This is a genomic window from Jatrophihabitans sp. sgz311053, from assembly GCF_056135305.1.
Genome location: NZ_JBWAXP010000002.1, coordinates 15,473 through 36,940 on the forward strand (window position 1 = coordinate 15,473; position 21,468 = coordinate 36,940).

The 21,468-nt window shown below is 71.8% G+C and carries 21 protein-coding genes and 1 riboswitch; of the genes, 6 read left to right on the plus strand and 15 right to left on the minus strand.

The window, feature by feature from the left end; all coding sequences use genetic code 11:
- The first annotated feature begins 10 nt into the window (after nt 1-10).
- Nucleotides 11-1,504: an alkaline phosphatase PhoX gene (locus AC0NZQ_RS08990; protein ID WP_474529464.1), complete on the plus strand. Its 1,494-nt coding sequence runs from the start codon at nt 11-13 to the stop codon at nt 1,502-1,504.
- Nucleotides 1,505-1,594: 90 nt separating this feature from the next.
- Here the strand turns inward: AC0NZQ_RS08990 and AC0NZQ_RS08995 are convergent, their stop codons facing one another.
- The 10 genes from AC0NZQ_RS08995 to AC0NZQ_RS09040 form a co-directional block, all read right to left on the minus strand.
- Nucleotides 1,595-2,239, minus strand: coding sequence for a response regulator (locus AC0NZQ_RS08995; RefSeq protein ID WP_474529465.1), 645 nt, complete (start codon nt 2,237-2,239; stop codon nt 1,595-1,597).
- A complete protein-coding gene (gene macS / locus AC0NZQ_RS09000; RefSeq protein WP_474529466.1) occupies nt 2,236-3,369 on the minus strand; it encodes a MacS family sensor histidine kinase in 1,134 nt (377 codons plus the stop codon). Before macS ends, AC0NZQ_RS08995 begins: the two co-directional genes overlap by 4 nt.
- Before the next feature lie 26 nt (nt 3,370-3,395).
- Nucleotides 3,396-3,713, minus strand: a complete 318-nt coding sequence (locus AC0NZQ_RS09005; RefSeq protein WP_474529467.1) for a YiaA/YiaB family inner membrane protein — start codon at nt 3,711-3,713, stop codon at nt 3,396-3,398.
- A gap of 44 nt (nt 3,714-3,757) precedes the next feature.
- Nucleotides 3,758-4,204: an acyl-CoA thioesterase gene (locus tag AC0NZQ_RS09010; RefSeq protein WP_474529468.1), complete on the minus strand. Its 447-nt coding sequence runs from the start codon at nt 4,202-4,204 to the stop codon at nt 3,758-3,760.
- Nucleotides 4,201-5,421 (minus strand): MFS transporter, encoded by a 1,221-nt coding sequence (locus AC0NZQ_RS09015; RefSeq protein ID WP_474529469.1) that lies wholly within the window; start codon nt 5,419-5,421, stop codon nt 4,201-4,203. The genes AC0NZQ_RS09010 and AC0NZQ_RS09015 overlap by 4 nt, the downstream gene beginning before the upstream one ends.
- 55 nt (nt 5,422-5,476) lie before the next feature.
- On the minus strand, nt 5,477-6,130 hold the full coding sequence (locus AC0NZQ_RS09020) for a DUF4232 domain-containing protein (RefSeq protein ID WP_474529470.1): 654 nt from the start codon (nt 6,128-6,130) through the stop codon (nt 5,477-5,479).
- Nucleotides 6,127-9,003, minus strand: a complete 2,877-nt coding sequence (locus tag AC0NZQ_RS09025; RefSeq protein ID WP_474529471.1) for a fibronectin type III domain-containing protein — start codon at nt 9,001-9,003, stop codon at nt 6,127-6,129. The genes AC0NZQ_RS09020 and AC0NZQ_RS09025 overlap by 4 nt, the downstream gene beginning before the upstream one ends.
- A gap of 281 nt (nt 9,004-9,284) precedes the next feature.
- Nucleotides 9,285-10,910: a long-chain fatty acid--CoA ligase gene (locus tag AC0NZQ_RS09030; protein WP_474529472.1), complete on the minus strand. Its 1,626-nt coding sequence runs from the start codon at nt 10,908-10,910 to the stop codon at nt 9,285-9,287.
- 91 nt (nt 10,911-11,001) lie between these two features.
- Nucleotides 11,002-12,252: an alpha/beta hydrolase family protein gene (locus tag AC0NZQ_RS09035; RefSeq protein ID WP_474529473.1), complete on the minus strand. Its 1,251-nt coding sequence runs from the start codon at nt 12,250-12,252 to the stop codon at nt 11,002-11,004.
- Complete coding sequence (locus tag AC0NZQ_RS09040) at nt 12,249-12,590, minus strand: hypothetical protein (RefSeq protein WP_474529474.1); 342 nt, start codon at nt 12,588-12,590, stop codon at nt 12,249-12,251. Before AC0NZQ_RS09040 ends, AC0NZQ_RS09035 begins: the two co-directional genes overlap by 4 nt.
- A gap of 220 nt (nt 12,591-12,810) precedes the next feature.
- Between AC0NZQ_RS09040 and AC0NZQ_RS09045 the strand changes: the two genes are divergently transcribed.
- From AC0NZQ_RS09045 to AC0NZQ_RS09060, 4 genes are all read left to right on the plus strand, one after another.
- Nucleotides 12,811-13,113, plus strand: a complete 303-nt coding sequence (locus AC0NZQ_RS09045; protein WP_474529475.1) for a DUF3263 domain-containing protein — start codon at nt 12,811-12,813, stop codon at nt 13,111-13,113.
- A 99-nt stretch (nt 13,114-13,212) separates the two neighbouring features.
- Entirely contained in the window at nt 13,213-13,725 is a 513-nt protein-coding gene (locus AC0NZQ_RS09050; RefSeq protein ID WP_474529476.1) for a LytR C-terminal domain-containing protein, read from the plus strand.
- Between the two features lie 55 nt (nt 13,726-13,780).
- Nucleotides 13,781-13,911: riboswitch (SAM riboswitch) on the plus strand.
- Nucleotides 13,912-13,925: 14 nt separating this feature from the next.
- A complete protein-coding gene (gene thrC, locus AC0NZQ_RS09055) occupies nt 13,926-15,197 on the plus strand; it encodes a threonine synthase (RefSeq protein WP_474529477.1) in 1,272 nt (423 codons plus the stop codon).
- A 253-nt stretch (nt 15,198-15,450) separates the two neighbouring features.
- On the plus strand, nt 15,451-15,651 hold the full coding sequence (locus AC0NZQ_RS09060) for a cold-shock protein (RefSeq protein ID WP_073391939.1): 201 nt from the start codon (nt 15,451-15,453) through the stop codon (nt 15,649-15,651).
- 66 nt (nt 15,652-15,717) lie between these two features.
- On the opposite strand, the gene AC0NZQ_RS09065 is transcribed toward AC0NZQ_RS09060, so the two are convergent.
- Genes AC0NZQ_RS09065 through AC0NZQ_RS09085 form a run of 5 tightly spaced genes read right to left on the minus strand, consistent with a single transcriptional unit; the run spans nt 15,718 to nt 20,084 of the window.
- On the minus strand, nt 15,718-16,374 hold the full coding sequence (locus tag AC0NZQ_RS09065; protein ID WP_474529478.1) for a nucleoside/nucleotide kinase family protein: 657 nt from the start codon (nt 16,372-16,374) through the stop codon (nt 15,718-15,720).
- A complete protein-coding gene (locus tag AC0NZQ_RS09070; protein ID WP_474529479.1) occupies nt 16,359-17,237 on the minus strand; it encodes a sugar phosphate isomerase/epimerase family protein in 879 nt (292 codons plus the stop codon). The genes AC0NZQ_RS09065 and AC0NZQ_RS09070 overlap by 16 nt, the downstream gene beginning before the upstream one ends.
- Nucleotides 17,234-17,983, minus strand: a complete 750-nt coding sequence (locus AC0NZQ_RS09075; protein ID WP_474529480.1) for an ATP-binding cassette domain-containing protein — start codon at nt 17,981-17,983, stop codon at nt 17,234-17,236. Before AC0NZQ_RS09075 ends, AC0NZQ_RS09070 begins: the two co-directional genes overlap by 4 nt.
- Nucleotides 17,980-19,017 carry an ABC transporter permease gene (locus tag AC0NZQ_RS09080; RefSeq protein WP_474529481.1) on the minus strand — a complete coding sequence of 346 codons (1,038 nt, stop codon included), beginning with the start codon at nt 19,015-19,017 and terminating at the stop codon, nt 17,980-17,982. The genes AC0NZQ_RS09075 and AC0NZQ_RS09080 overlap by 4 nt, the downstream gene beginning before the upstream one ends.
- A 14-nt stretch (nt 19,018-19,031) precedes the next feature.
- The gene (locus AC0NZQ_RS09085; protein WP_474529482.1) at nt 19,032-20,084 is read right to left on the minus strand and encodes a substrate-binding domain-containing protein; all 1,053 of its coding nucleotides are present in this window, start codon (nt 20,082-20,084) and stop codon (nt 19,032-19,034) included.
- 152 nt (nt 20,085-20,236) lie between these two features.
- On the opposite strand from AC0NZQ_RS09085, the gene AC0NZQ_RS09090 reads away from it, so the two are divergent.
- Nucleotides 20,237-21,466 (plus strand): ROK family transcriptional regulator, encoded by a 1,230-nt coding sequence (locus AC0NZQ_RS09090; protein WP_474529483.1) that lies wholly within the window; start codon nt 20,237-20,239, stop codon nt 21,464-21,466.
- Nucleotides 21,467-21,468: the final 2 nt, after the last annotated feature.

A 21,468-nucleotide genomic window follows, 5' to 3' on the forward strand; every position in this document is an offset into this window, starting at 1 on the left:
ACATGTCCTCATGGCCGTTTCTCGGCGACAGATCCTCGGTGGCGGGGCGGCGGGCGTCGGCCTGGCCGTCGCCGGCACCCTGCCCGGCGCGCTGACCGGCGACGCGGTGGCGACCCCGCCCCGCCCCGGCAAGGACGCGGCTCGTCCGGGCAAGCCCCGCGAGCCCAAGCACACCCCGTTCCCGCCGCTGGTAGCCGACCCTGCCGGGCTGCTCGCGCTGCCCGAGGGCTTCCGTTATCGCGTGGTGACCCGCACCGGCGTCACCGCCCTGGAGGGCAACGCCGGCAAGACGCCCGGCGCGCACGACGGCACCTACGCCTTCGAGGCCGGCCGCGGTCGGACGAAGCTCATCCAGAACCACGAGCTCAGCTCGTACCAGCACGAGTACGGCGTCCCCCACGTGCCCGGCACGGTCTACGACGCGGGCGCCATCAACGCCGGCGGCTGCACCGTCGTCGAGACCGATGGTCAGGGTCGTAACCTCGGCGAGCACGTCGGCATCTCGGGCACGCTCACCAACTGCGCCGGCGGCCACACGCCGTGGGGCACGTGGCTGACCTGCGAGGAGACCGAGACCAAGGCCGGCACTGCGTGGAAGGTCGGCGACAAGTCGGGCACCTACCAGCAGGACCACGGCTACGTCTTCGAGGTCTTCCCCGGCAGCTCGACGCGCCAGCTGCCCAAGCCGATCAAGGCCTTCGGTCGCTACGCGCACGAGGCGCTCGCCGTCAGCCCGGACCGCCGGCGGGTCTACCTCTCCGAGGACGCCTCCGGCCCCACCGGCCTCTTCTACCGCTGGACGGCACCTCGCGGCGTGAAGCTCGGCCCCGGCATCGCCCACCAGCTCGGTGACACCGAGGGCAGCCTCGAGGCGATGAAGATCCTGCTGGACGACGGCAGCGTCCTGCCCGACGTCGCCTACGTGACGTCCGCGCAGCTCGGCCGGCCCTTCCGGGTCGAGTGGGTCGAGGTCCCGGACCGCGACGCGAAGACGACGTCGGTCCGCAAGCAGTTCGCCGACGGCACCGTCACCCGCGGCAAGAAGTTCGAGGGTGTCTTCGGCATCGACAGCGGTTGCTACATCGTCAACAGCTACGCCTTCAAGGCCGGCGACCTCCCCGCCGACGCCGTCAAGCACGACGGCCTGGTGTGGTTCTACGACTACGCCGACGAGACGATCTCGCTCGTCTCGTACTTCCCGCACCAGGTCACCGCCGAGGACGGCTCCACGCCGAGGTTCAGCGACATGACCTTCGACGGTCCGGACAACGTCACCGCCACCCCGTGGGGCACGCTCGTCCTCGCCGAGGACGGCGTGGGTGCCTCGCACGTGCTCTCCACGGTGCCGAACGGGCCGACGTACGCCATCGCCCGCAACGAGCTCAACGACAGCGAGTTCACCGGCCCGACCTTCTCGGCCGACGGGAAGGTGCTCTTCGTCAACATGCAGACGCCGGGCATCACCTTCGCCATCACCGGCCCGTGGGAGAAGTACCTGGGCTGACCCCCACCCCTCCCGACCTCCGGTTTTGGCGGCTGACGCTCGGATACGAGCGTCAGCCGCCAAAACCGGCACAGCAGCGAGGGGTGGGGGTCACTCGGCGAGGCCGTGCTCGACGGCCCAGCGGGTGAGCTCGACGCGGTTGTGCAGCTGCAGCTTCTGCAGCGTGTTCTGGACGTGGTTCTGCACCGTCCGGTACGAGACCCCGAGGCGGTCGGCGATGGCGCGGGCCGTCAGCCCCGTCGAGACGAAGCGCAGCACCTCGGTCTCGCGCTCGGTGAGCACCGCGGTGGGCGACGTCTCGTCCCGTTCGATGCGGCGGTACTCGCCCAGGACCAGCGCGGCCAGGCCGGGCGAGAAGACGGCGTGTCCGGCGGCGGTCCGCTCGACGGCGGCCAGCAGCTCCGCCTTGCCGGCCGACTTGACCAGGTAACCGCGGGCACCGACCTTGACGGCGGCGAGGACGTCGGCGTCCTCGCCGGACTGGCTGAACATCAGGATCCGCACCGACGGGTCGGCGGCGACGATGGCGGCGGCCGCCTCGACGCCGGAGATGCCCGGCAGCTGCAGGTCCATCAGGACGACGTCCGGTCGGACGGCAGGAGCGATGCGCACCGCGGACTCGCCGTCGCCGAAGGCGCCGACGACCACGTACCCGGCCTCGGCGAGGTCGCGTTCGAGCGCCTCGCGCCAGATCGGGTGGTCGTCGACGAGCAGGACCTTCACCGTCTCGGTCACGTCAGTGGCACCGCCATCTCGATCTCCGTTCCGTCACCGGGCACCGAGGTGATCCGGCAGCGACCGCCGAGGTGTTCGATGCGCCCGCGGATGGAACGCGCCACCCCGATCCGGCCGTCGCGGGCTGCCTCGGCGAGCCGGCCGGCGGGTATGCCGAGGCCGTCGTCGCGCACCGTGACCCGGACCTCGGCCTCGAGCGCCTCGATCAGCACCCAGACCCGCGCGTCGACTCCGGCGTGCGCGGCCACGTTGTCCAGCGCGGCCCGGACGGCGGCGACGACCTCCCGGACCGTCCCGGCGGGCAAGGCCGTCTCGGTCTGCGGCGCGGAGACGGTGACGGTCGCCGAGCGCAACTCACGCAGCGCCGCGCCGAGATCGCGGTGGCCCGCTTCGGTCGGGGGCCGGGAGGTGATGAGGCCGCGCAGCGCCGCCTCCTGCTCCGCCGCGGCGTCGGCGATGGCGGCCCAGCGTCCACCGTCGTCGCGTCCGGTGCGAGAGACCAGTCCTAGCACCTGCAGCACGCCGTCGTGGATCGAGCGCGCCAGTCGCTCGCGTTCGGCCAGCGCCGCCTGGGCGGCGGCGGCGGCGCGCAGCTCGTCCTCGGCGCGCACGGCATAGGTGGCGACGAGCCCCACGACGGCGCCGACGATGAGGAGCACGGTGCCGCTGTAGAGCGTCTCGCCGGCGTAGTCGCCGCGCACCCCGAAGGCCACGCCGTACTGGGCGAGCGCGGCGAGCGCGCCGGCGACCGGGCCGGCCACGAACGCCGCCTCGACGACCGGCCCGGCCGCCCAGATGGTGGTGAGCGTGACCATGCCGCCCTGGCGCTGCGACGCGGTCTGGGCGGCCACCGTGGCGTAGGTCAGCGCGGCCGTGACGACGACGTCCGCCAGCACGAGCGGGCGCCGGTGTGCCCGCCCCGTCCAGCCGAGGATGACCACGGCGGCGGTGACGATGAGCATGCAGGCGCCGACGGCGAGCGCGGCGCTCGGCCGCTGGTAGATCGGTTGCCACCGGATGATGAGGAAGAGGCACACCGAGAGGGCGGCGACCCGGAAGGCGGCGACGGCCCGCCACAGCGACAGCCGGATGCCGGTCACGGGCAGCCGGAGCGGCGCGGCCGAAGGCATGGCGCGAACGCTAGTGGACGGGGCGCTCACGCCGCTTCGGCATCGAAGGCCGAGTTGGGCTGGCGATAGGGGTCGTACTCGGCGAGGATCCGCTCGACCCGGGCCTGGTCGAGGCGGCTCACCACCGAACCGGACTCCTGCGCGTCGCGGACGCACTTGGCGAGCGTGAACGTCGAGCTGACGAGGAAGACGGTGCCGAGACCCAGGAAGCCGCGGGTCCATGCGGGAACCGGCAGGTAGAGGATGCCGATCGTGACCATGCCGAGGGCGATGGCGAAGGCGACGACGGACTGGACGTAGAAGGCGGTGGTGTTGCCGCTGCGGGGCGGCTGCATGGAGGTCATGCCCATGACCCTGCGCGAGCGGGACCGCCGGCGCCTGAGCATTCCTACCCGGGCGGCGTCGCGAGCTGTGCGAGCGCGCTGCGGATCTCGTCGGGCACCGGGGTGGGTCGCCGACCGTCCCGATCGACGTAGACGTGGACGAAGCGCCCCACCGCCGCCGGCTCCTCGGCCGCGCCGAAGAGCGCCAACCGGTAGACCACGCTAGAGGTCCCCAGCCGCTCGAGGGCGATGCCGGCGGTGATCGTCTCGGGAAAGCGCAGTTCTGCGAAATACCGGCACGAGGTCTCCACGACCAGGCCGATGGCGGGGAGCCGGCGGATGTCGGTACCCGCCGCCTCGATCAGCCAGCCGTTCACGGCGGTGTCGAACATCAGGTAGTGGACCACGTTGTTCACGTGGCCGTAGGTGTCGTCGTCCGACCACCGGGTGGGGATCGTCCGGTGCACCGGGAAGTCGTCGCGTCGCAGCGCCTGCGGGTCGTCGTCGCTCACCGCGGCGATGCTGCCACCTCGTCGTCGATGAAGCGCGGGGTGGTGGACGGGATGCTCGCCGCCGTCATGACCGCCAGCGCCACGAAGAGCAGGGTGATCGGCAGCGCCCACGAGCCGGTCGCCCCGAAGAGCGCCCCGAACAGCAGCGGTCCGATGCCGGCGATGAGGTAGCCGATGGCCTGGACGAAGGCCGAGAGCGTGGCCGTGGTGGCCGGCGTCCGACCGCGCGTCCCCAGCAGGGTGAGCGCCAGCGGGAAGGATCCGCCGCCCACCCCGGCCAGCACCATCCACAGCCAGGCCGTCGCCGCCGGCGCCGTCGCCATGAGGGTGTACGCGCTGCCCAGGCAGATCACGAAGCAGCCGACCGTCGCCCGGTGCAGCGACGGGGGTATCCGCGGGACGACCAGCGAGACCGGGATGGAGAGCGCGGTGAGGACGGCCAGCATCAGCCCCGCCCGTCCCGAGCTCACGCCGTGCTCGGTGAGGAAGCGCGCGAACCAGCCGAAGGCGATGTAGGCCTGGACGGACTGGCAGCCGAAGAAGATCGCCAGCGCGACCGCGGTGCGGCTGCGGAGCATCGCACGGAGCGGGAGGTTGCGCGGGCTGCCGGGGGCGGGCCGGTCCCCCCGGACCATCGGCAACCACGGCAGGACGGCCAGCGCCGAGAGCAGCGCCCAGGAGGCTGCCCCGGTGCGCCAGTCGGCGACCGCGTCGCCGAGCGGCACGGTGAGTCCGGCGGCGGCCGTGACGCCCACGGCCAGCGCCGTGGAGTAGATGGCGGTCATCGCGCCGACCCGGTCGGGGAAGTGCAGCTTCACCAGGCTGGGCATGAGGACGTTGCTGACCGCGCTGCCGGCCAGAGCAGCGATGCTGATGAGGGCGAAGAGCGGCGCGGATCCGCTGAACGGGCGCACCGCCAGCCCGATGGTGGTCGCGACCAGGGCGAGCACCAACAGCCGGTGCGGCCCGAGCGTCCGGGACAGTCGGGGCGTCGCCGCGCCGAACCCGGCGAAGCAGAGGACGGGCAGGGTGGTGATGAGGCCGGCCATCGTGCCGGAGGCATGGAAGTCGTCCTGCAGCTCGTCCAGGGCCGCGCCGACGCTGGTCACTGCGGTCCGCATCGAGAGCCCGGTCACCACCAGCGCCGCCACCAGCACCGGGCGGGCGGCGGCTGCGGTCGGGCGGGGCAGGTCGGCGTCGGCCGGCGTGACGGTCACGTCCGCCCATCCTGCCGGTGGCCGCCGCCGTCGCGGGGCGCGGGTGGTCCTGCGCTCAGGCGGGTGGCCCCACCGGCGCGACCTGCAGCTCGCAGGCCCGCAGCGTGACCGGCGCGGTCACGGCCCGGCCCGGCGCGCCGTTGCGCGCCGGCAGGTGCAGCCGCAGCTTGTCCGACAGTGGGGCGTTGCAGGTGGAGAAGTCCCGCAGCAGGCTCTCGCCCACGTCCCCCGGCTGCAACGTGAAGGGCCGCACGCGGTCCCCGTTGGGTGCCGAGGCCTGGCCGATGCGCGCGCCGTCGCGCAGCAGGTGCGCGGTGGGGGTGCCGGTGATGGTGCAGGCCGTGCTGCCGGTGTTGGTGAACTGCATGGCCGCGATCTCGGCGCCACGGATCGCCCCGCCCTTGATCACCATCACCATGAGGTCGGTGCAGGTGGTGGTGAAGGCGGCGGGCTGCGTCGTCGCCGAGCTGACCGGGCTCGCCGGGCTCGTCCTCGTCACCGTCGGGGTGGCGGACGGGGTCGCGGTGGTGACGGTCGGCGTCGGTGTCGGGCTGGCCGAGGTCACGGGTGCGCTCGACGTCGGCGGCGCGTCGGTGACCGGCGGCATGCTCGGGGCCGCCGTCTGCTTGCCGCCGCCGGAGGCCGAGCAACCGGCGGCGAGCAGGCTCAGCGCGAGGCCGGCGAGCGTCAGGCGGGGTCGGCGGCTCAACTGTCGATCCGCAGGTCGGTGGCATACGGCAGGCTGCCCACCCGCAGCTGCGGGTGCGACTGCAGGTTGGACCACAGCCGCTGCCAGGCCGCCCGGCCGCTGATGCTGTCGCAGCTGCGCGCCTGGGCGCAGGCGGTGACCTCGGTGAGCGGACCGGCGAAGTTGATCCGGGTGAGGCCCCGCTCGACGCCGGTCAGCGAGATGTACTTCCACTGGTCGGCCATCGTGTAGTTGTAGATCTGCGGCAGGTTGACCATCTGCGCGGGGCGCATGCCCGCGGCGAGGTTGTAGAGACCCGCCATGGACCAGCCGTTGTTGCAGCTGCGGTTGGTCACGCTCCAGGCGCAGCCGTCGGCCGAGCCGTTGAAGACGAAGAGCGCCGTGGTGGCGGCCAGGTATCCGGACAGCCAGTTGCGGGTGGCGGCGTACGAGCCGCTGAAGCCCGGCTCGATGTCGTTGGCCCCGGCGATGCGGATGCCGGCGTACTTCCTGGCATAGCTCAGCAGCGGGTTGACGATCTTGGTCGCCCAGTCCCGGCCGGTCTGCGTGTTGACGTCCATGTCGTTGTTGACGCCGATCGCGATCACCGCCGGAGCGGTGGCCTTCATGGCGCCGGCGTATCCGTCGACGTAGGACTTGGAGCAGGTGAGCAGGGCTGCGTAGCTGACGAAGCGGGTGGTCGCGCTCAGCACGACGCCGCCGTACTGCTGGCTCTGGCCGCCGATGTCCAGCAGCATCATGTAGCGGTGACCGCTGACGTTGCGGGCGGCGTCGGAGCGGCCGAAGGCCCGCATCTCGGCCTGTTCGGCAGCGTTGCAGGTACGGATGTTGCGGACGTAGCGGCTCACCGAGACCGGCGCCGGCGTGGTCTGCGGCTTGGGGCCGGTCAGGGTGGTCACGGCACCGGAGACGGCCCCGGGGGAGCGGCCGGCGACGTTCACCGCGGTGACGGTGACGCGGTAGCTCGCCTTGGTGGCGAGGCCGGAGATGGTGCCCGAGCGCGAGGTGCCCGGCACGGTCACGCTGCGGCCGCCGGGGCTGGCGACCAGGCGGTAGGACGAGGGCGGGGCGCCGCCGTCGTTGGCGGGCGCGCTCCACGACGCGGTGACCGCGCCGTAGCCGGCTCGTGCGGAGACGTTCGTCGGGGCGCCGGGCGCCGTCGGGTTGACGGCGATGACGAGCTTGCAGCCCAGGCTGGTGTCGCTGCCGCCGCCGACGTTCTTGGCCGTCGCGCAGACGGTGTGCTTGGCGTCGGTGGTGACCAGTGTCGGTGCGAAGCCGCGGTTGCGGCCGAGCGCGGGGTAGACCTTGGCGACGTCGGGTCGCGCGACGTTCGCCGAGGAGGTCCCGGCGGCCTTGCCGTCCACCGTGAAGGCGACCTTGATCGCGGCTGAGCTGTCCGCGTCGAAGGCCCAGCCGACCGGCTGCAGGTTGCTTCCCACCCGCCTAACGCTGTCGAGCCTGCCCATCGGCGACATGGTGAGCGTGATGGTGCGGCATGCCGCGACCGAGTCGCGGGTGCCGCTGACCTGGTTGACGCCGACGGCGCAGACGGTGTGGCGGCCCGAGCCGGTGCGCAGCGTGGTCACGAAGTTGTGGCCGCTCTTGATCGACCCGGCGCGGTTGGCGGTCACGGTGCCCGCGGGACGGCCGTCGAGGGTGAGGCGCACCGGGATCGCGGCGGAGGTGTCGGGGTCCTTGGCCCAGCCCGCGACCGTGACCCCGGCGACGTCGCGGGTCAGCGCGGTGACCGCGGCGGTCGGCCGGTAGTTCAGCGTAACGCTGCGGCAGCCGAGGGAGCGGTTGGAGCCGTAGCCGATGTTGAGGATCGTGACGCAGGCGGTGTGCGTCGCCTCGGTGGCGGCGTAGCGCAGGTCCACGCCGCGGCCTGCCGCCGGCACCCGGTACTCCGAGGCGATGTCGTCGCGCGTCTTGGTGGAGGTGTGGATCACCGCGGGGCCGTTGTCCACCCGGACCGAGAGCCGCAGCGGCGTGGCGAGGTTGTCCCGGTCGAAGCTCCAGGCGAGGACGCGCAGCTTGCCCGAGCGCTGCTTCACCGAGAAGGCGCCGACCGGACGGTCGTCCACGACGACGGTGCGGCAGGCGAAGCGGTTGTCGGTGCCGATGCCGATGTTGACGGCCGTGACGCAGACGGAGTGCTTGCCCTGCGCGACCGGGAAGCTGGCCTCGAAGCCATGGGCGGCGCCGGCGCTGGGGTAGGCCTTGGCGACGTCGGGACGTGACCGGGTGGCCACGACCGCGGTGGCGACGCCGTCGACGGAGATGCGGGCGGTGACGGGGGACTTGGGACTGTCGTTGTCGACGAGCCAGCCCTTGACGTGGACGTTGCCGGGGCGGGAGTCGACGGCGTCGAGGGCGCCGAAGGGGCCGTAGTCGAAGACGGTGTTGCGCAGGCAGCCGAGGGTGGTGTTGCGCCCCTTGCCGACGTTCTTGGCCAGGACGCAGACGGTGTGCCGGCCCTCGGGCACCGGCACGACGAGGCTGTAGCCATGCGCCGTGCCGACGCCCGGGTTGGTGCGCAGCAGGCTGGTGCGAACGTCCTTGGCGACGATGGCGTTGGTGTACTTGCCGTCGACGCTGGAGAAGACGCTCAGCGGCGTCTTCTTGGCGTTGGGATCGAAGGCCCAGCCCTTGAAGCGCGCGCCGCCCTGGACGCGGTAGGTCCGGCCGACCTTGCCGATCGGGCTGCCGTCGGCGTAGCTGGCGGCGGCGACGCGGGGGGAGTCGCCCGTCGGCTGGTCGGTGGCGGTGCCGCTGGCCGAGAGCACGCCGACACCGGCGGTGACGGCGAGCAGGAAGGTCGGCAGCAGGGTGCCGTACCGACGAAGGAATGGGTGGCGAGCTGAGCTCATGGGTTGTCTTCCCGTCGGGCGTGCGGCCGGGGGAACCGCAGGTCGTCGGGGCGGCTACTCAGGAGACAGCTCGCCCGCCCCCTCGGGGGTGGGGGCGCTGATGATCAAATCATCGAAGTTACGCCTGTGACAAGTGGTGCCCGTGTTGCGACACGCCGGGTCTCGACTTTAGGGCCGAAAGGCCCGAGTTGCCCGGCGGACGGGGCTCGTTCGAGGGCCGTGCCGTGCGTCGCCGGACCCGGTCCGCCGCAACCCGGGGCCCGAGTTGGCGCAGAGTTCGGTCAGGCTGTCGGCAGCTGGTAGTCGCCGTACTTGTCGCGCAGGGTCTTCTTGCTGAACTTGCCGACGGAGGTCTTGGGCACCTCGTCGATGAAGACGACGTCGTCGGGGAGCTGCCACTTGTCCAACGGGCCGGCGAGGAACTCCAACAGCTCGTCGCGGGTGAGCTCCTCGTCGTCCTTGATCACGACGCAGGCGAGCGGACGCTCGGACCACTTGGGGTGGGGCACGGCGATGACGGCGGCCTCGGCGACCTTCGGGTGGCTCATGATCACGTTCTCCAGGTGCACCGAGCTGATCCACTCGCCGCCGGACTTGACGAGGTCCTTGGTGCGGTCGACCAGCCGCACGTATCCCAGCTCGTCGATCGTCGCGACGTCCCCGGTGCGCAGCCAGCCGTCGTCGGAGAACTGCTCACCCGGTTCGTCGGTGCGGTAGTACTGCCGTGCGATCCACGGTCCGCGGGCCTCGAGCTCGCCGCTGACGGTGTCGTCCCAGGGCAGTACCTCGCGGCTGTCCGCGTCGACGATGCGCAGCTCGACGCCGGGCGGGGCGATGCCGGCCTTGGCCCGGACGTCGGCGAGCTCGTCCTCGGGCAGGTCGGCGAGCTCGCCCCGGATGATGCCGACCGACGCGATCGGCGAGGTCTCGGTCATTCCCCAGGCCTGCAGGATGGGGATGCCGATCTTCTCCCGGAAGGCCTCGGAGAGCGACTTCGGCACGGCCGATCCACCGCAGAGCACCCGGCGCAGCGCCAGTCTGCGACCCGCGAGCTCGGGCAGCAGCCCCATCCAGATGGTGGGGACGCCGGCGGTGAGGGTGACCTGCTCGGACTCCAGCAGGTCGGCGATGGCCTTCGGTGAGAGATCGGGTCCCGGCATGACCATCGCCGCACCGGCCATCAGGGAGCCGTAGGGCAGTCCCCACGCGTTGGCGTGGAACATCGGGACCACGGGCAGCACGCGGTCCCGGTCGGAGAGGCCGAAGGTCGCCGTCATGCCGCAGGAGTTCGAGTGCAGCCACGCCGAGCGGTGGGAGTAGAGGACGCCCTTCGGATTGCCCGTGGTCCCCGTCGTGTAGCAGAGGGCGGCGGCCTGCCGCTCGTCGCTGACCCGGTCGGCGAAGTCCACGGGTGCAGCGGTGTCGACGACCTCCTCCCAGCGGACGACGCGGGGGTCGTCGGGGAGCTCGGCCTCGGCGCCGTCGTCCATGACCACGACGTGTCGCACCGACGTCAGCTGCGGCAGGTACTTGCCGAAGAGCGGCAGCAGCGAGCGATCGACGAAGATCACCTCGTCCTCGGCGTGCTCGACGGTGTAGATGAGCTGGTCGGGGAAGTAGCGGATGTTCAGGGTGTGCATGACCCGGCCGGAGCCGGGGATGGCCAGGTAGAGCGCAAGATGGCGCGCCGTGTTCCACGCGAAGGTGCCGACGCGCCCGTCGGGACTGACGCCGATGGCGTCGAGGTACCCCACGATCCGCCGCGCGTCGGCGCAGACGTCGGCGACCGTGCTGCGTTCGATGCCGGTGGCGGTGCGGGTGACGACCTCCTTGTGGCCGTAGTACTGCTCGGCTCGCGAGGCGATCCAGTTGATGGTCAGCGGGGCGTCCTGCATCAGTCCGAGCATGCTTCGATCGTGGCGCAGGTCACGGAGCCGGGCAAGGTCGCGCGCGACTCGCATGGCGGGTACCCGGGTACCGGTCGGGGTCATCGTCGGATCACCGTCGTTCCACGCGGAACGGGTGCCGCTCGGCCGAAGTGGCGTCGAAGAAGCTCCGCGCAGTGTGCAGGAAGTCCCGGACGGAGCGTCCCCCGTTCTGCTGGGCACCCTCGGCCAACGCTCGGTAGGAGCGGCCGATGTCGTGGTCGTCGCCGAGCGAAGCCTGCGGGACCGCGCCGCTGACGGTGACGATGTTGCGCCGGTCCGGGTTGGGGTGGCCGTCGAGGGACGGCACCACGTCGCGGCTGTTCTCCAACGCGAGCACCCGGACCGAAGCGGGGAGATCCCTGGCCGTCCGGGCGATGGGCGAGCCCGCGGTCACCACGTGCGTCACCCGGAACTCGCCGCTGCGGACGGCGTCGCGGGCGGCGGTGACGGCGACCATCCCGCCCTGGCTGTGGCCGACGAGCATCACCGGTTCGTCGCTGCGTACCCCGGCGCGGCGCAGCGCGGCCAGGACGCCGTGGCTGTACGCCCCGCTCCGGCCCAGGAGGGCCATCGAGTTCGTCGTGACGTCGGCGGGGTTGGCCCCACCGGGGCGCCAGGTCCGGGTGCCGGTGATGTCCACGACGGCGCGTCGGGCGCCGTCGCTGCCGACCAGCAGGCGGACGTCGATCCCGCCGCCGCCGCCGCGGCGGTTGGTCTCGGCGAGGCCGTCCACCACGTCGACGAGGCGCCGCGGGGCCGCGACGGCGGCGGGGGCTCCGGTCGGCACCGCGACGCCCCGGCCGTCCCGGGTCGGTGCGCCGGCTGAGGTGATCGTGGTCAGCCCGAGCAGCTCGACCGCGGCATCGGCCTGCCGCGGCCGGGGATCGACCCCGGCTCCGAAGACGCCGGACGTGGCGATGCCGAGGCCGCCACGGCCGAGGAGCAGCTCGACCGGCGCGAGGATCCCGTCACTGAGCACAGAGCTGCCCCAGGGATATCCCTGCGCAGCGGCGGAGAGCTTGTGCCCGAGGTCGGTGAGCTGGTCGCCGGCGGCCCGGAGCCGGATAGCCCCGTCGGCGAGCAGGGCGTTCGCGCGCAGCAGCCCGGCGGCGTCCAGATTGCCGGCGGTGCCGAGGGGGCCGCCGAGGTACGGACTGCCGAGCCCATCGTGGATCCGGTCCACGGCGAAGCCGTCGGCCGAGGTCGTCTCGCCGTCGTGGCCGAGCAGGGTCGCGAGGTGTTCCAGCTCGTCGCGGTTGGCGGTGATGCCGCCGGTGCCGCCGGTCACCCGCACAGCAGGGACGGGTGCCGGCGTCGTCACGGCGGGCCTGCATGCAGCAGGGACCGGAGCCGCTCGAGGTCCTCGCGGTGGCGGCGCAGCTCGTCGGCCCGCTGCCGGTCGAGCTCGTCACCGACGGCCGCCGCGTGCCGGCGGAGCGCGGCGGCGGCGGCCTCGACGTCACCGGTCGCGATCCGTAACCGGGCGAGCGCCGTCTCGGCCGCGACGCGGAACGACCTGGCTCCGGCGCCGTCCCAACGGCAGCCGGCAATCGTGCCGGTGAGCCGGGCCGCCCGCTCCCGCAGCGCCCGCCCGACCTCGTCGAGCCTGGCCGCCGTCGCCGCCACCCGTGCCGGGTACTGCATGTCGAAGGGGTCCATGCGTCGAGCCTTGCCGCCGCGTGCCCGCCGCGGGGAGGTCGGCGCCGGTCTGTGGACGACGGGCCGGTCGTCCACAGGCGCGCCGCGGCCCCTTGACGAGGGCGCTCGTGCTTGAATACGAGCTGGGAATTACACGGGTGGGATTCGGGCCGCGACGACCCGGCGCGCCTGCCCGGTAGCACCCCACGAACGTCGCCCCCGCAGGCAGGAGTAAGCCCCTATGCAGTCCGCGCACGCCGCCTCCGGAGCCGAGGGCTCGGACGAGCCCGACGACGGCCTGACTCGGCGAGACCGCGAGATCCTCGCCTTCGAACGGCAGTGGTGGAAGTACGCCGGTGCCAAGGAGCAGGCCATCCGGGAGCTCTTCGACATGTCGGCCACCCGGTACTACCAGGTGCTCAATGCCTTGATCGACACCCCCGCCGCGCTGGCCGCCGATCCCATGCTGGTCAAGCGTTTGCGAAGATTACGGGCGAGCCGGCAGCGACAGCGGTCGGCACGTCGTCTGGGTATCGAGGTCTAGGAACTGAACGAGAAGCACGGCCGTCTGGCCCGGCAGCAGGCGCGACGTCGCCACCGGGAGCGTGTCACGGGGATCGTCCTGGCTGTTCTGGGCGTCGTCGTGCTCGTGGTTGCGGTGATCGCCCTCAACGCGCCGGACGGCAACGACAAGACCGCCGGTGAGCGGTCTACCGGTGCTGCCTCGACCTCGCCGCGCTCCTCCTCACCGGCGCCCACCTCCGCAGCCACCTCGCCTGCGCCGTCGACCTCGCCGCGGCCGACGTCCCGGCCGAGCGGTCCGACGCTGAGCCTCGGCAACTCCTCGCCCGGAAGCGAGGCGGCAGACAAGACCATCCCGCTGGTGGTGCTGAACAACACCACGACGAACGGCCTGGCCACCGACGCGGCGCGGCAGTTCCGCGAGGGTGGGTGGAAGGTCAGCGAGATCGGCAACCTGCAGAACGAGATCATCTCCACCTGCGCCTACTACGACCCCGGCGTCAAGGGCGCGGAGGCGGCGGCCAAGGCGCTGCGCGATCAGTTCCCGGGGATCAAGCGAGTGGTCGAGAAGTTCCCCGAGCTCCCCAGCGGCCCGATCGTGGTCGTCCTCACCCCCGACTACTCGACGGGCTGAAGCACACACCTCGCTGTGTCATCATGGCTGTCGTTCGACCCACAACTGAACAGCACGCTCATCCAGAGGGGCAGAGGGACCGGCCCGACGAAGCCCCGGCAACCACGTGCGCTCACCTTGCTTCCGCGAGGCCGCCGCCGCAGGTGCCAACTCCGGCTCGCGCACGTTGCGCGGGGAAGATGAGGAGAAAGGCCTCGTACATGACTGCCCTGATCGATCGACACACCGTCCCCTCGCCCGCCTCGGGCCTGGTCTGTCGCAACTGCCTCGCGCAGTACCCCCTCGGCGCGCAGCACGCCTGCCTCGAGTGCTGGGGTCCGTTGGAGATCGGCTACGACCCGGCCGCGCTCGCTCGTGTCACCGCCGACGAGATCGAGGCCGGACCGCATTCGCTGTGGCGCTACGCGGGCCTGCTGCCGGTAGGCCAGAACCCCGCCACCCGCGTCGACTCGGGCACCGGCATGACGCCGCTCATCCGCGCCGACCGCCTCGCCGACGAGCTGGGCTTCACCGCGCCGGTGTGGATCAAGGACGACTCGGCCAACCCGACCCACTCCTTCAAGGACCGGGTCGTCTCGGTAGCGATCACCGCAGCCCGTGAACTCGGCTTCACCCGCATCGCCTGTGCCTCGACCGGCAACCTGGCCAACTCCGTCGCCGCCCACGCCGCGCGGATCGGCATGCCCTCCATCGTCTTCGTGCCCGCCGACCTCGAGCCGGCCAAGATCACGCAGACGGCGATCTACGGCGGCACCCTCGTCGGCATCGAGGGTTCCTACGACGACGTGAACCGGCTCTGCTCGGAGCTCGGCGAGACCGACGAGTTCGAGGACACCGGTTTCGTCAACGTCAACGTCCGGCCGTACTACGCGGAGGGCTCCAAGACCCTGGGCTACGAGGTCGCCGAGCAGCTCGGCTGGCGACTGCCCGGCCAGTACGTCGCACCGATGGCGTCGGGATCGATGCTGACCAAGATCCACAAGGCCTTCAAGGAGCTCGCCGGCGCCGGGCTGGTGGCGTCCAACTCGCAGTGGAAGGTCTTCGGTGCACAGTCGGCCGGCTGCTCGCCCATCGCCACTGCCTTCCAGGCCGGTGTGGACGAGGTCGTGCCGGTTCGCCCCACCGGCATCGCGAAGTCGCTGAACATCGGCAACCCCGCAGACGGCCCGTACGCGCTCGACGCCGTGCGTACCACCGGCGGCGCCATGGCAGCGGTGAACGACGACGAGATCCGCGAGGGCATCAAGCTGCTGGCCCGCACCACGGGCGTCTTCGCCGAGACCGCGGGCGGTGTCACCGTGGCGACGCTGAAGAAGCTCGTCGAGCAGGGTGCGATCGACACGTCCGTCGAGACCGTTGTCTACAACACCGGCGACGGGCTGAAGACCGTCGACGCGGTGAGCGCCGGCGCCCGTCCGACGGCCATCATCAAGCCCACCATCAAGGGGATGCGCGAGGCCGGGCTGCTCTGATCCGCAGGTCCGCGACGGTTGGTCCGGATTCACCCCGTTGTGAGAATTGCGTGAATCGGGGGTTGAGCCGTCGTGGAACTGCCGGGTAGCGTCCGCGGCGGTCGAAGTGACGAACGTAAAGCGACGCGCAGTATCACGCTCCGGTCACCGGATCGTGCAGAGCAGTGAAGCGGCACCGAGGAACGTAGACCCCGAGCATCGTGACGTGCGGTGATCTCGGTCAGTCCCCCAGGGAACGCAGCAGGGAGTGCACGTGGCACAGGGCACCGTGAAGTGGTTCAACGCCGAGAAGGGCTACGGCTTCATCGCCGTGGACGACGGTCAGGACGTCTTCGTCCACTACTCGGCCATCCAGGCCGACGGCTACAAGAGCCTGGACGAGAACCAGCGCGTCGAGTTCGAGGTCGTGCAGGGTCCCAAGGGCCCGCAGGCCGACGCGGTCCGCATCGTCTGACCCAGAACCTCATCCACGTTCGGCCCGAGCCCACCGGCTCGGGCCGAACGTCGTTTCAGCAGGGCGTCAGCCGCAGTCCACGATCAGATCGGCGGCGTCGGCCGACGCCTCGACCAGGGCGGCGTTGCGCTCGTCGACCGCGGCCACCCACGCCCGCGCCGCGGCCGGCGACTTGCCGAAGCGGATGTGACGCGCCACCAGCCGCTCCACCCGGACGGCCGGATCGACCCGGCAGAACCAGACCTCGTCGAAGCAGGCGCGGACCCCGCGCCAGGACGGGTCGTCCAGCAGCAGGTAGTTGCCCTCGCTGACGACGGTGCGCACCTGCTCGCCGACCGGCAGTCCCTGGGCAATGGGCTGCTCCAGGACGCGCTCGAAGTCCGGTGCCCACACCGTCTCTCCGGCGGCGACGCGCTGCAGCAGCGCCGCGTAGCCGCCGGGGTCGAAGGTGTCCGGTGCGCCCTTGCGCTCGCGCCGGCCGAGCCGGTCGAGCTCGGCGTCGGCGAGGTGGAAGCCGTCCATCGGGACGTGCGCGACCGGACCGTCACGCCAGTCGTCGACGTCCGAGAGCCGGCGGACCAGTGCCTGCGCCAGCGTGGTCTTGCCCGAGCCCGGGCTGCCGGCGATGCCGACGACCAGCCGGGGCCGCGACGAGACCGCCTGCAGCCCGGCGATGCGCTCGACGAGCTCGTCGAGCGTGGGGGTGCTCAGCGTGCCGACCACGCCACCGCAATCTGCTCGACCATGAACTCCCGGGCACGCCCGGCCAGATCAGCGCCGTCGTCCCAGAGGTTGCGCCAGATGGCCAGATCGTTCGACAGCGTGGCGGAGACGACCGCCGAGGAGAAGCTCTCGAAGGTCACCGGACCGGTGTACCCGATCTCGGCCAGCGCGCCGAAGAAGGCGGCGAAGTCCAGGTGACCGGAGCCGAGGTAGCCGCGGTGGTTCTCGCCGATGTGGACGTAGCCGAGCCGGTCGCCGACCAGCAGGACCGGCGCCACGAAGTCGTCCTCCTCGATGTTCATGTGGTACGTGTCGAGGTGGATGGTGACGTTGTCGGCGCCGATGTCGTCGGCCAGCCGGAGCGCATCGGCCGCCGTGTTGACGACGTTGGTCTCGTACCGGTTGCAGATCTCCAGGCCGAGGGTCATGTCCCGGCCGGCGGCCTCGGTGGCCAGGTCCCGCAGCACGCTGACGACATTGGCCCGTCCGGCCTCGGAGAGCGGATGGCCGTACTTGCCCAGCGCCGAGTACAGCGCGCCCGTCAGGTGGGTGCCACCGAGGCCGGCCGTGATCAGCAGCGAGTCGTGCAGCAGCTCCGCACCCCGGCGGACCACCGCGGCGTCGTCGCTGGAGACGTCGGCGTCGAAGGCGAGGCCACGCGAGCACGCCACCTGCAGCCCCGCCGCGGACAGCGCCTCGCGGGCCGCCGGGACGTCCAGGTTGACGGCGTCGTGCAGCGAGAGCTCCAGCAGGTCGTAGCCCGCCGCGGCGGTCGCGGTGACCGCCTGCGTCACCGAGGCCGGCGACGTGTCGCCGACCCAGACGAGGGCGTGGACGCCCAGCGGATTCGGGATCGTGGTCATGCCGCCACCGCCCCGGTGATCAGGCCGACGATCTCGTCGCCGGTGGTCTCTGCAGTACGCCGGCCGCCGACGCAGCGTCCCGCGCGCATCACCCAGACCTGGTCGGACAACCGCAGCACCTGCTCGAAGTTGTGGCTGATCAGCAGCACCGAGCGGCCCTCGTCCCGCAGTCGCCGGATGAGGTCCTCGACCTTCGCCGTCTCCTGCACGCCGAGCGCGGCGGTCGGCTCGTCCATGATCACGAGCTGGGAGGTGAAGCCGGCGGCGCGGCAGATCGCGACGGCCTGCCGCTGCCCGCCGGACAGGCGCCGCACCCGCGACGTCACGCCGGGCACGTTGACGGCCAGCGTCGACACCATCTCCTTGGCTTCGCGGCGCATGCGCGGCCGGTCCAGGAAGGCGAGCGGGAACCTGCCCCGCACCAGCTCGCGGTTGAGGAAGAGGTTCTGCCAGACCGTGAGGTCCTCGACGAGGGCGAGGTTCTGGTGCACGGTCTCGATGCCGGCCTCGCGGGCGTCCTCGGGCGAGCGGAAGTCGACCGGGGCGCCGTCGATGCTGATGCGGCCGGCATCCGGGCGGTGCACACCGCAGAGGCAGCGCACCAGCGTGGACTTGCCGGCGCCGTTGTCGCCGACGAGTGCGGTGATCTCGCCGCGGCGCAGGGTGAGGGAGACGTCTCGCAGCGCGCGGACGCTGCCGAAGGAGAGGGAGACGTCGTCGACGGAGACGATGGTGTCGGTGGTCATCGGCGGGTCCTGGAGAGGAAGGCGGCGGCGACGACGACGACGCCGACCGCGAGGGGCTGGTAGAACTCGGGCACCCGCAGGGCGGTGAGTCCGCTGGTGAGGACGGTGAGCAGCAGCGCCCCGGCCACCGGGCCGAAGATCGACCCGCGGCCACCGAAGAGGCTGACGCCACCGAGCACGACGCCGGCGACCGAGTTGAGCAGGAACGTGGTGTTGGACGCGGGCTCGGCGGCACCGACGCGGGAGACGAGCAGGATCGCGGCCAGGCCGGCCAGCGTCCCGCTGATCACGTAGACGGCGATCTTCACACGGTCGATGCGCACCCCGGTGGCCGCGGCAGCCTCGGCCGAGCCGCCGGTGGCCAGGACGTGCGTGCCGAAGCGGGTGTGGAAGAGCACGACGTGGCCGATGGCGGCCACCACCAGCGCGATGACGACGGGGTAGCTCAACACCCCGGCGAACGAGGTCGTCGAGAGCTTGAGCATGAAGGTGTCGATGACGTTGATCGGCTGGCCGTTGGCCAGGATGAGCGCCAGCCCCGAGGCCGCCGACAGCGCGCCCAGCGTGACGATGAAGTCGGCGATGCGGCCCTTGGCGATCACGATGCCGTTGACCGCGCCTACCACCGCCCCGGCCACCACGCCGAGGACGAGCGCCCAGACCAGGCCGGGCGCGCTGGTGACCGTCTTGCCGATGACGATCGCGGCGAAGGTCATCACCGAGGCCACCGACAGATCGATGCCCGCGGTGATGATGACGAAGGTCTGCCCGACGGCGAGCACCATCGGGATGGCGGCGGCGGCGAGGATGGCCTGCAGGTTGCCGGTCGAGAGGAAGTTGTCCGCCGTGCTGCCGAAGAAGATCAGCAGCGCCACCAGCCCGATCGGCGCCGCCCAGTCGACCCAGAAGTTGGGGTCGGTGAGCTTGGTCGCGACTGGACCGCGGCTCTTCTCGGTCGTGCTCGGGCCGCCGTCGGTCTTGCTCTTCGAGACGGCGGATGCCGCCGCCGGGGTCGGGGACGTCGCAGGAGTCATGGTCGGGGCCTCCGTCACTTGGAGAGCAGCTTCGCGAACGGGTCGTCGTAGCTGCCGAACGGCTGCGGCGTCTTGGCGAGCGCCTGCGCAGCGGTGGAGCGGGTCACGAGCTCGACCGGAGCATCGACCTTGCTCGGCAGGTCCTTGCCGGCGTCGGCCGCGCGGCAGGCCTCGATGCCCATCTCGCCGATGACGTAGGGGTACTGCGCCACCACGGCGGTGAGCTGGCCGGCCTGCACCGCCGAGAGCGCGTCCTTGATGCCGTCGACGCTGATGATCTTGACCTTGCCGGTGCGGTTGAGGTTCGCGACGGCGCGGGCGACACCGAGGGCCATGTCGTCGTTGGCGACGAAGAACCCGGAGACCTGCGCGTTGTTCTGCATGATCGTGGTGGCCGCGGTCAGCGCGGTCTGGCGGTCCCAGTTGGCGGCGACGGTCTGGCGCAGCGTCACCTTCGAGCCGGCGACGCCCTTGGTGAAGCCGCTGACCCGGGCGCCGCTGGTGACGTCGCCGGAGGTGCCGCCGATGGCGAAGACGGTGCCGCCCGAGGGGAGCTGCTTGACCATCTCCTTGCCGGCGAGCTCGCCGGCGGCGGTGTTGTCGGTGCCGATGTAGGTGGCGATCTTCGCGTCGGCCTTCGTGGCGGCCGCCGCGTCGATGGGGGAGTCGATGTTGACGATCTTCTTGCCCTTGGCGGCGATGCGGGCGACGCCCTGGACGAGGTTGGTGCCCGAGATCGGGTTGACCACGAAGCAGGAGAAGTCCTGGTTGGCCAGCGTGGTGAGCTTGTCCGCCTGCCCGCTGGTGTCCGAGATGGACTGCGCGGCCTGGACGGTCGCGCTGACGCCGCCGTCCTTGGCGCCGGCGTCCACGCCCTGCTTCATCGTCTGGAAGAACGGGTTGTCCAGGCCCTTGATGACGACGGCGATCTTGCCGTCGCCGCCCGAACCGGAGCCGGAACCGCTGTCGGACGAGCAGCCCGCCAGCGCGAGGGCGCTCGCGGCGCCGAGTGCGGCGGTGATGCGCCAGGCGGCACGGCCGTTGTGCCGGTGGGCGTATCGGGTCATGAGGTTCTCCTCGTGGTCGCCCGGATGGGCTTTCGTCGTTGGCGTTGCAGACTTTAGACTCGCGCTATGCAAAAGTGCTAGAGGTAACAGAAGAAAGTTCCGACGGGACGACGACGAAGGGTGACCGGGTGCTGGCGCACTACTCTCAGGCCGTGGTGCGGCCTCGTGCGGTGAGCGATCCTGTCGCCGTGGGCGGCGCCGAGCCGGAGCCCAATCCGTGGGGCACCGGCCTCTCCGACGTCCTGGCGCTCTTCCGGGCCTCGTCGCCGCTGACCCGCGCCGACGTCATGCGGGTCACCGGGCTGTCGCGCACCACCGTCGGACAGCGCCTCGACGCGCTCCTCACTGCGAACCTCCTCGTCGCCTCGACCGGTGACTCGACCGGCGGACGCCCGGCCGAACGCTTCGCCTTCCACGTCGACCGCGGTGTGCTGCTCGCCGCCGATGTCGGGGCGACCGCGTTCCGGGTCGCGCTCTGCGATCTCTCCGGCGCGGTCGTCGACGAGATCGCGCACGTCATGCCGGTGTCGCGGGGCCCCCGTGCCGTCCTCAAGGCCGTCGAGAGCCGGTTCCAGACGCTGCTGCACCGCGCGGGCCGGCTGCCGGGTGACGTCCTCGGCATCGGTCTGGACGTCCCCGGCCCGGTGGACTTCGCCAGCGGCCGGGTCGTCAGCCCGCCGATCATGACCGACTGGGACGGTTTCGAGATCCGGGCCTGGTTCGCCGAGCGGTACGCGGCACCGGTGCTGGTCGACAAGGACGTCAACGCGATGGTCGTGGGTGAGCGGCAGGCCCACTACCCGCACGTCGGCGATCTCATGATGATCAAGATTGGCACCGGCGTCGGCTCGGGCCTGATCACCGGTGGCCGGGTGCACCGCGGCGCCGACGGGGCCGCCGGGGACATCGGGCACATCCAGCTGCTCGAGGCCGGCGACGAGGAGCCACCGCGCTGCCAGTGCGGCAACGTCGGCTGCGTCGAGGCGCGCGCCGGCGGCTGGGCGCTGGTCCGGGACCTGCGTGCCGCGGGTCGCTCGGTGGAGACTGTCGACGACGCCGTCGGCCTGATCCGGAGCGGGGACGTCCTCGCCCAGCAGTTGCTGCGCCGCTCCGGCCGGGTGCTCGGCCACGCCATCGCCGACGCGGTGAACCTGCTGAACCCCCGCGTTGTTGCGGTCGGCGGCCAGCTGGCGCATGTCGACGAGCAGCTGCTCGCCGGCATCCGGGAGGTCGTCTACCGCCGGTCGCTGCCCCTGGCGACGCGTGACCTGCTCATCGTCCGGAGCCGGCTGGACCCCCGTGCCGGCGTCGTCGGCCTGGCCCACCTGCTGGCCGAGTCGATCTTCACGCCCGAGGGTCTGGCTGTGCTGGTCGCCGGCTGAGG

Bases quoted from the DNA above. Each gene is read 5' to 3' on its own strand.
- AC0NZQ_RS08990 (WP_474529464.1), top strand. From the start codon at position 11: ATGGCCGTTTCTCGGCGACAGATCCTCGGTGGCGGGGCGGCGGGCGTC.
- macS (WP_474529466.1), bottom strand. From the start codon at position 3,369: ATGCCTTCGGCCGCGCCGCTCCGGCTGCCCGTGACCGGCATCCGGCTG.
- AC0NZQ_RS09005 (WP_474529467.1), bottom strand. From the start codon at position 3,713: ATGACCTCCATGCAGCCGCCCCGCAGCGGCAACACCACCGCCTTCTAC.
- AC0NZQ_RS09025 (WP_474529471.1), bottom strand. From the start codon at position 9,003: ATGAGCTCAGCTCGCCACCCATTCCTTCGTCGGTACGGCACCCTGCTG.
- AC0NZQ_RS09030 (WP_474529472.1), bottom strand. From the start codon at position 10,910: ATGCTCGGACTGATGCAGGACGCCCCGCTGACCATCAACTGGATCGCC.
- AC0NZQ_RS09040 (WP_474529474.1), bottom strand. From the start codon at position 12,590: ATGGACCCCTTCGACATGCAGTACCCGGCACGGGTGGCGGCGACGGCG.
- AC0NZQ_RS09045 (WP_474529475.1), top strand. From the start codon at position 12,811: ATGCAGTCCGCGCACGCCGCCTCCGGAGCCGAGGGCTCGGACGAGCCC.
- thrC (WP_474529477.1), top strand. From the start codon at position 13,926: ATGACTGCCCTGATCGATCGACACACCGTCCCCTCGCCCGCCTCGGGC.
- AC0NZQ_RS09070 (WP_474529479.1), bottom strand. From the start codon at position 17,237: ATGACCACGATCCCGAATCCGCTGGGCGTCCACGCCCTCGTCTGGGTC.
- AC0NZQ_RS09075 (WP_474529480.1), bottom strand. From the start codon at position 17,983: ATGACCACCGACACCATCGTCTCCGTCGACGACGTCTCCCTCTCCTTC.
- AC0NZQ_RS09080 (WP_474529481.1), bottom strand. From the start codon at position 19,017: ATGACTCCTGCGACGTCCCCGACCCCGGCGGCGGCATCCGCCGTCTCG.
- AC0NZQ_RS09085 (WP_474529482.1), bottom strand. From the start codon at position 20,084: ATGACCCGATACGCCCACCGGCACAACGGCCGTGCCGCCTGGCGCATC.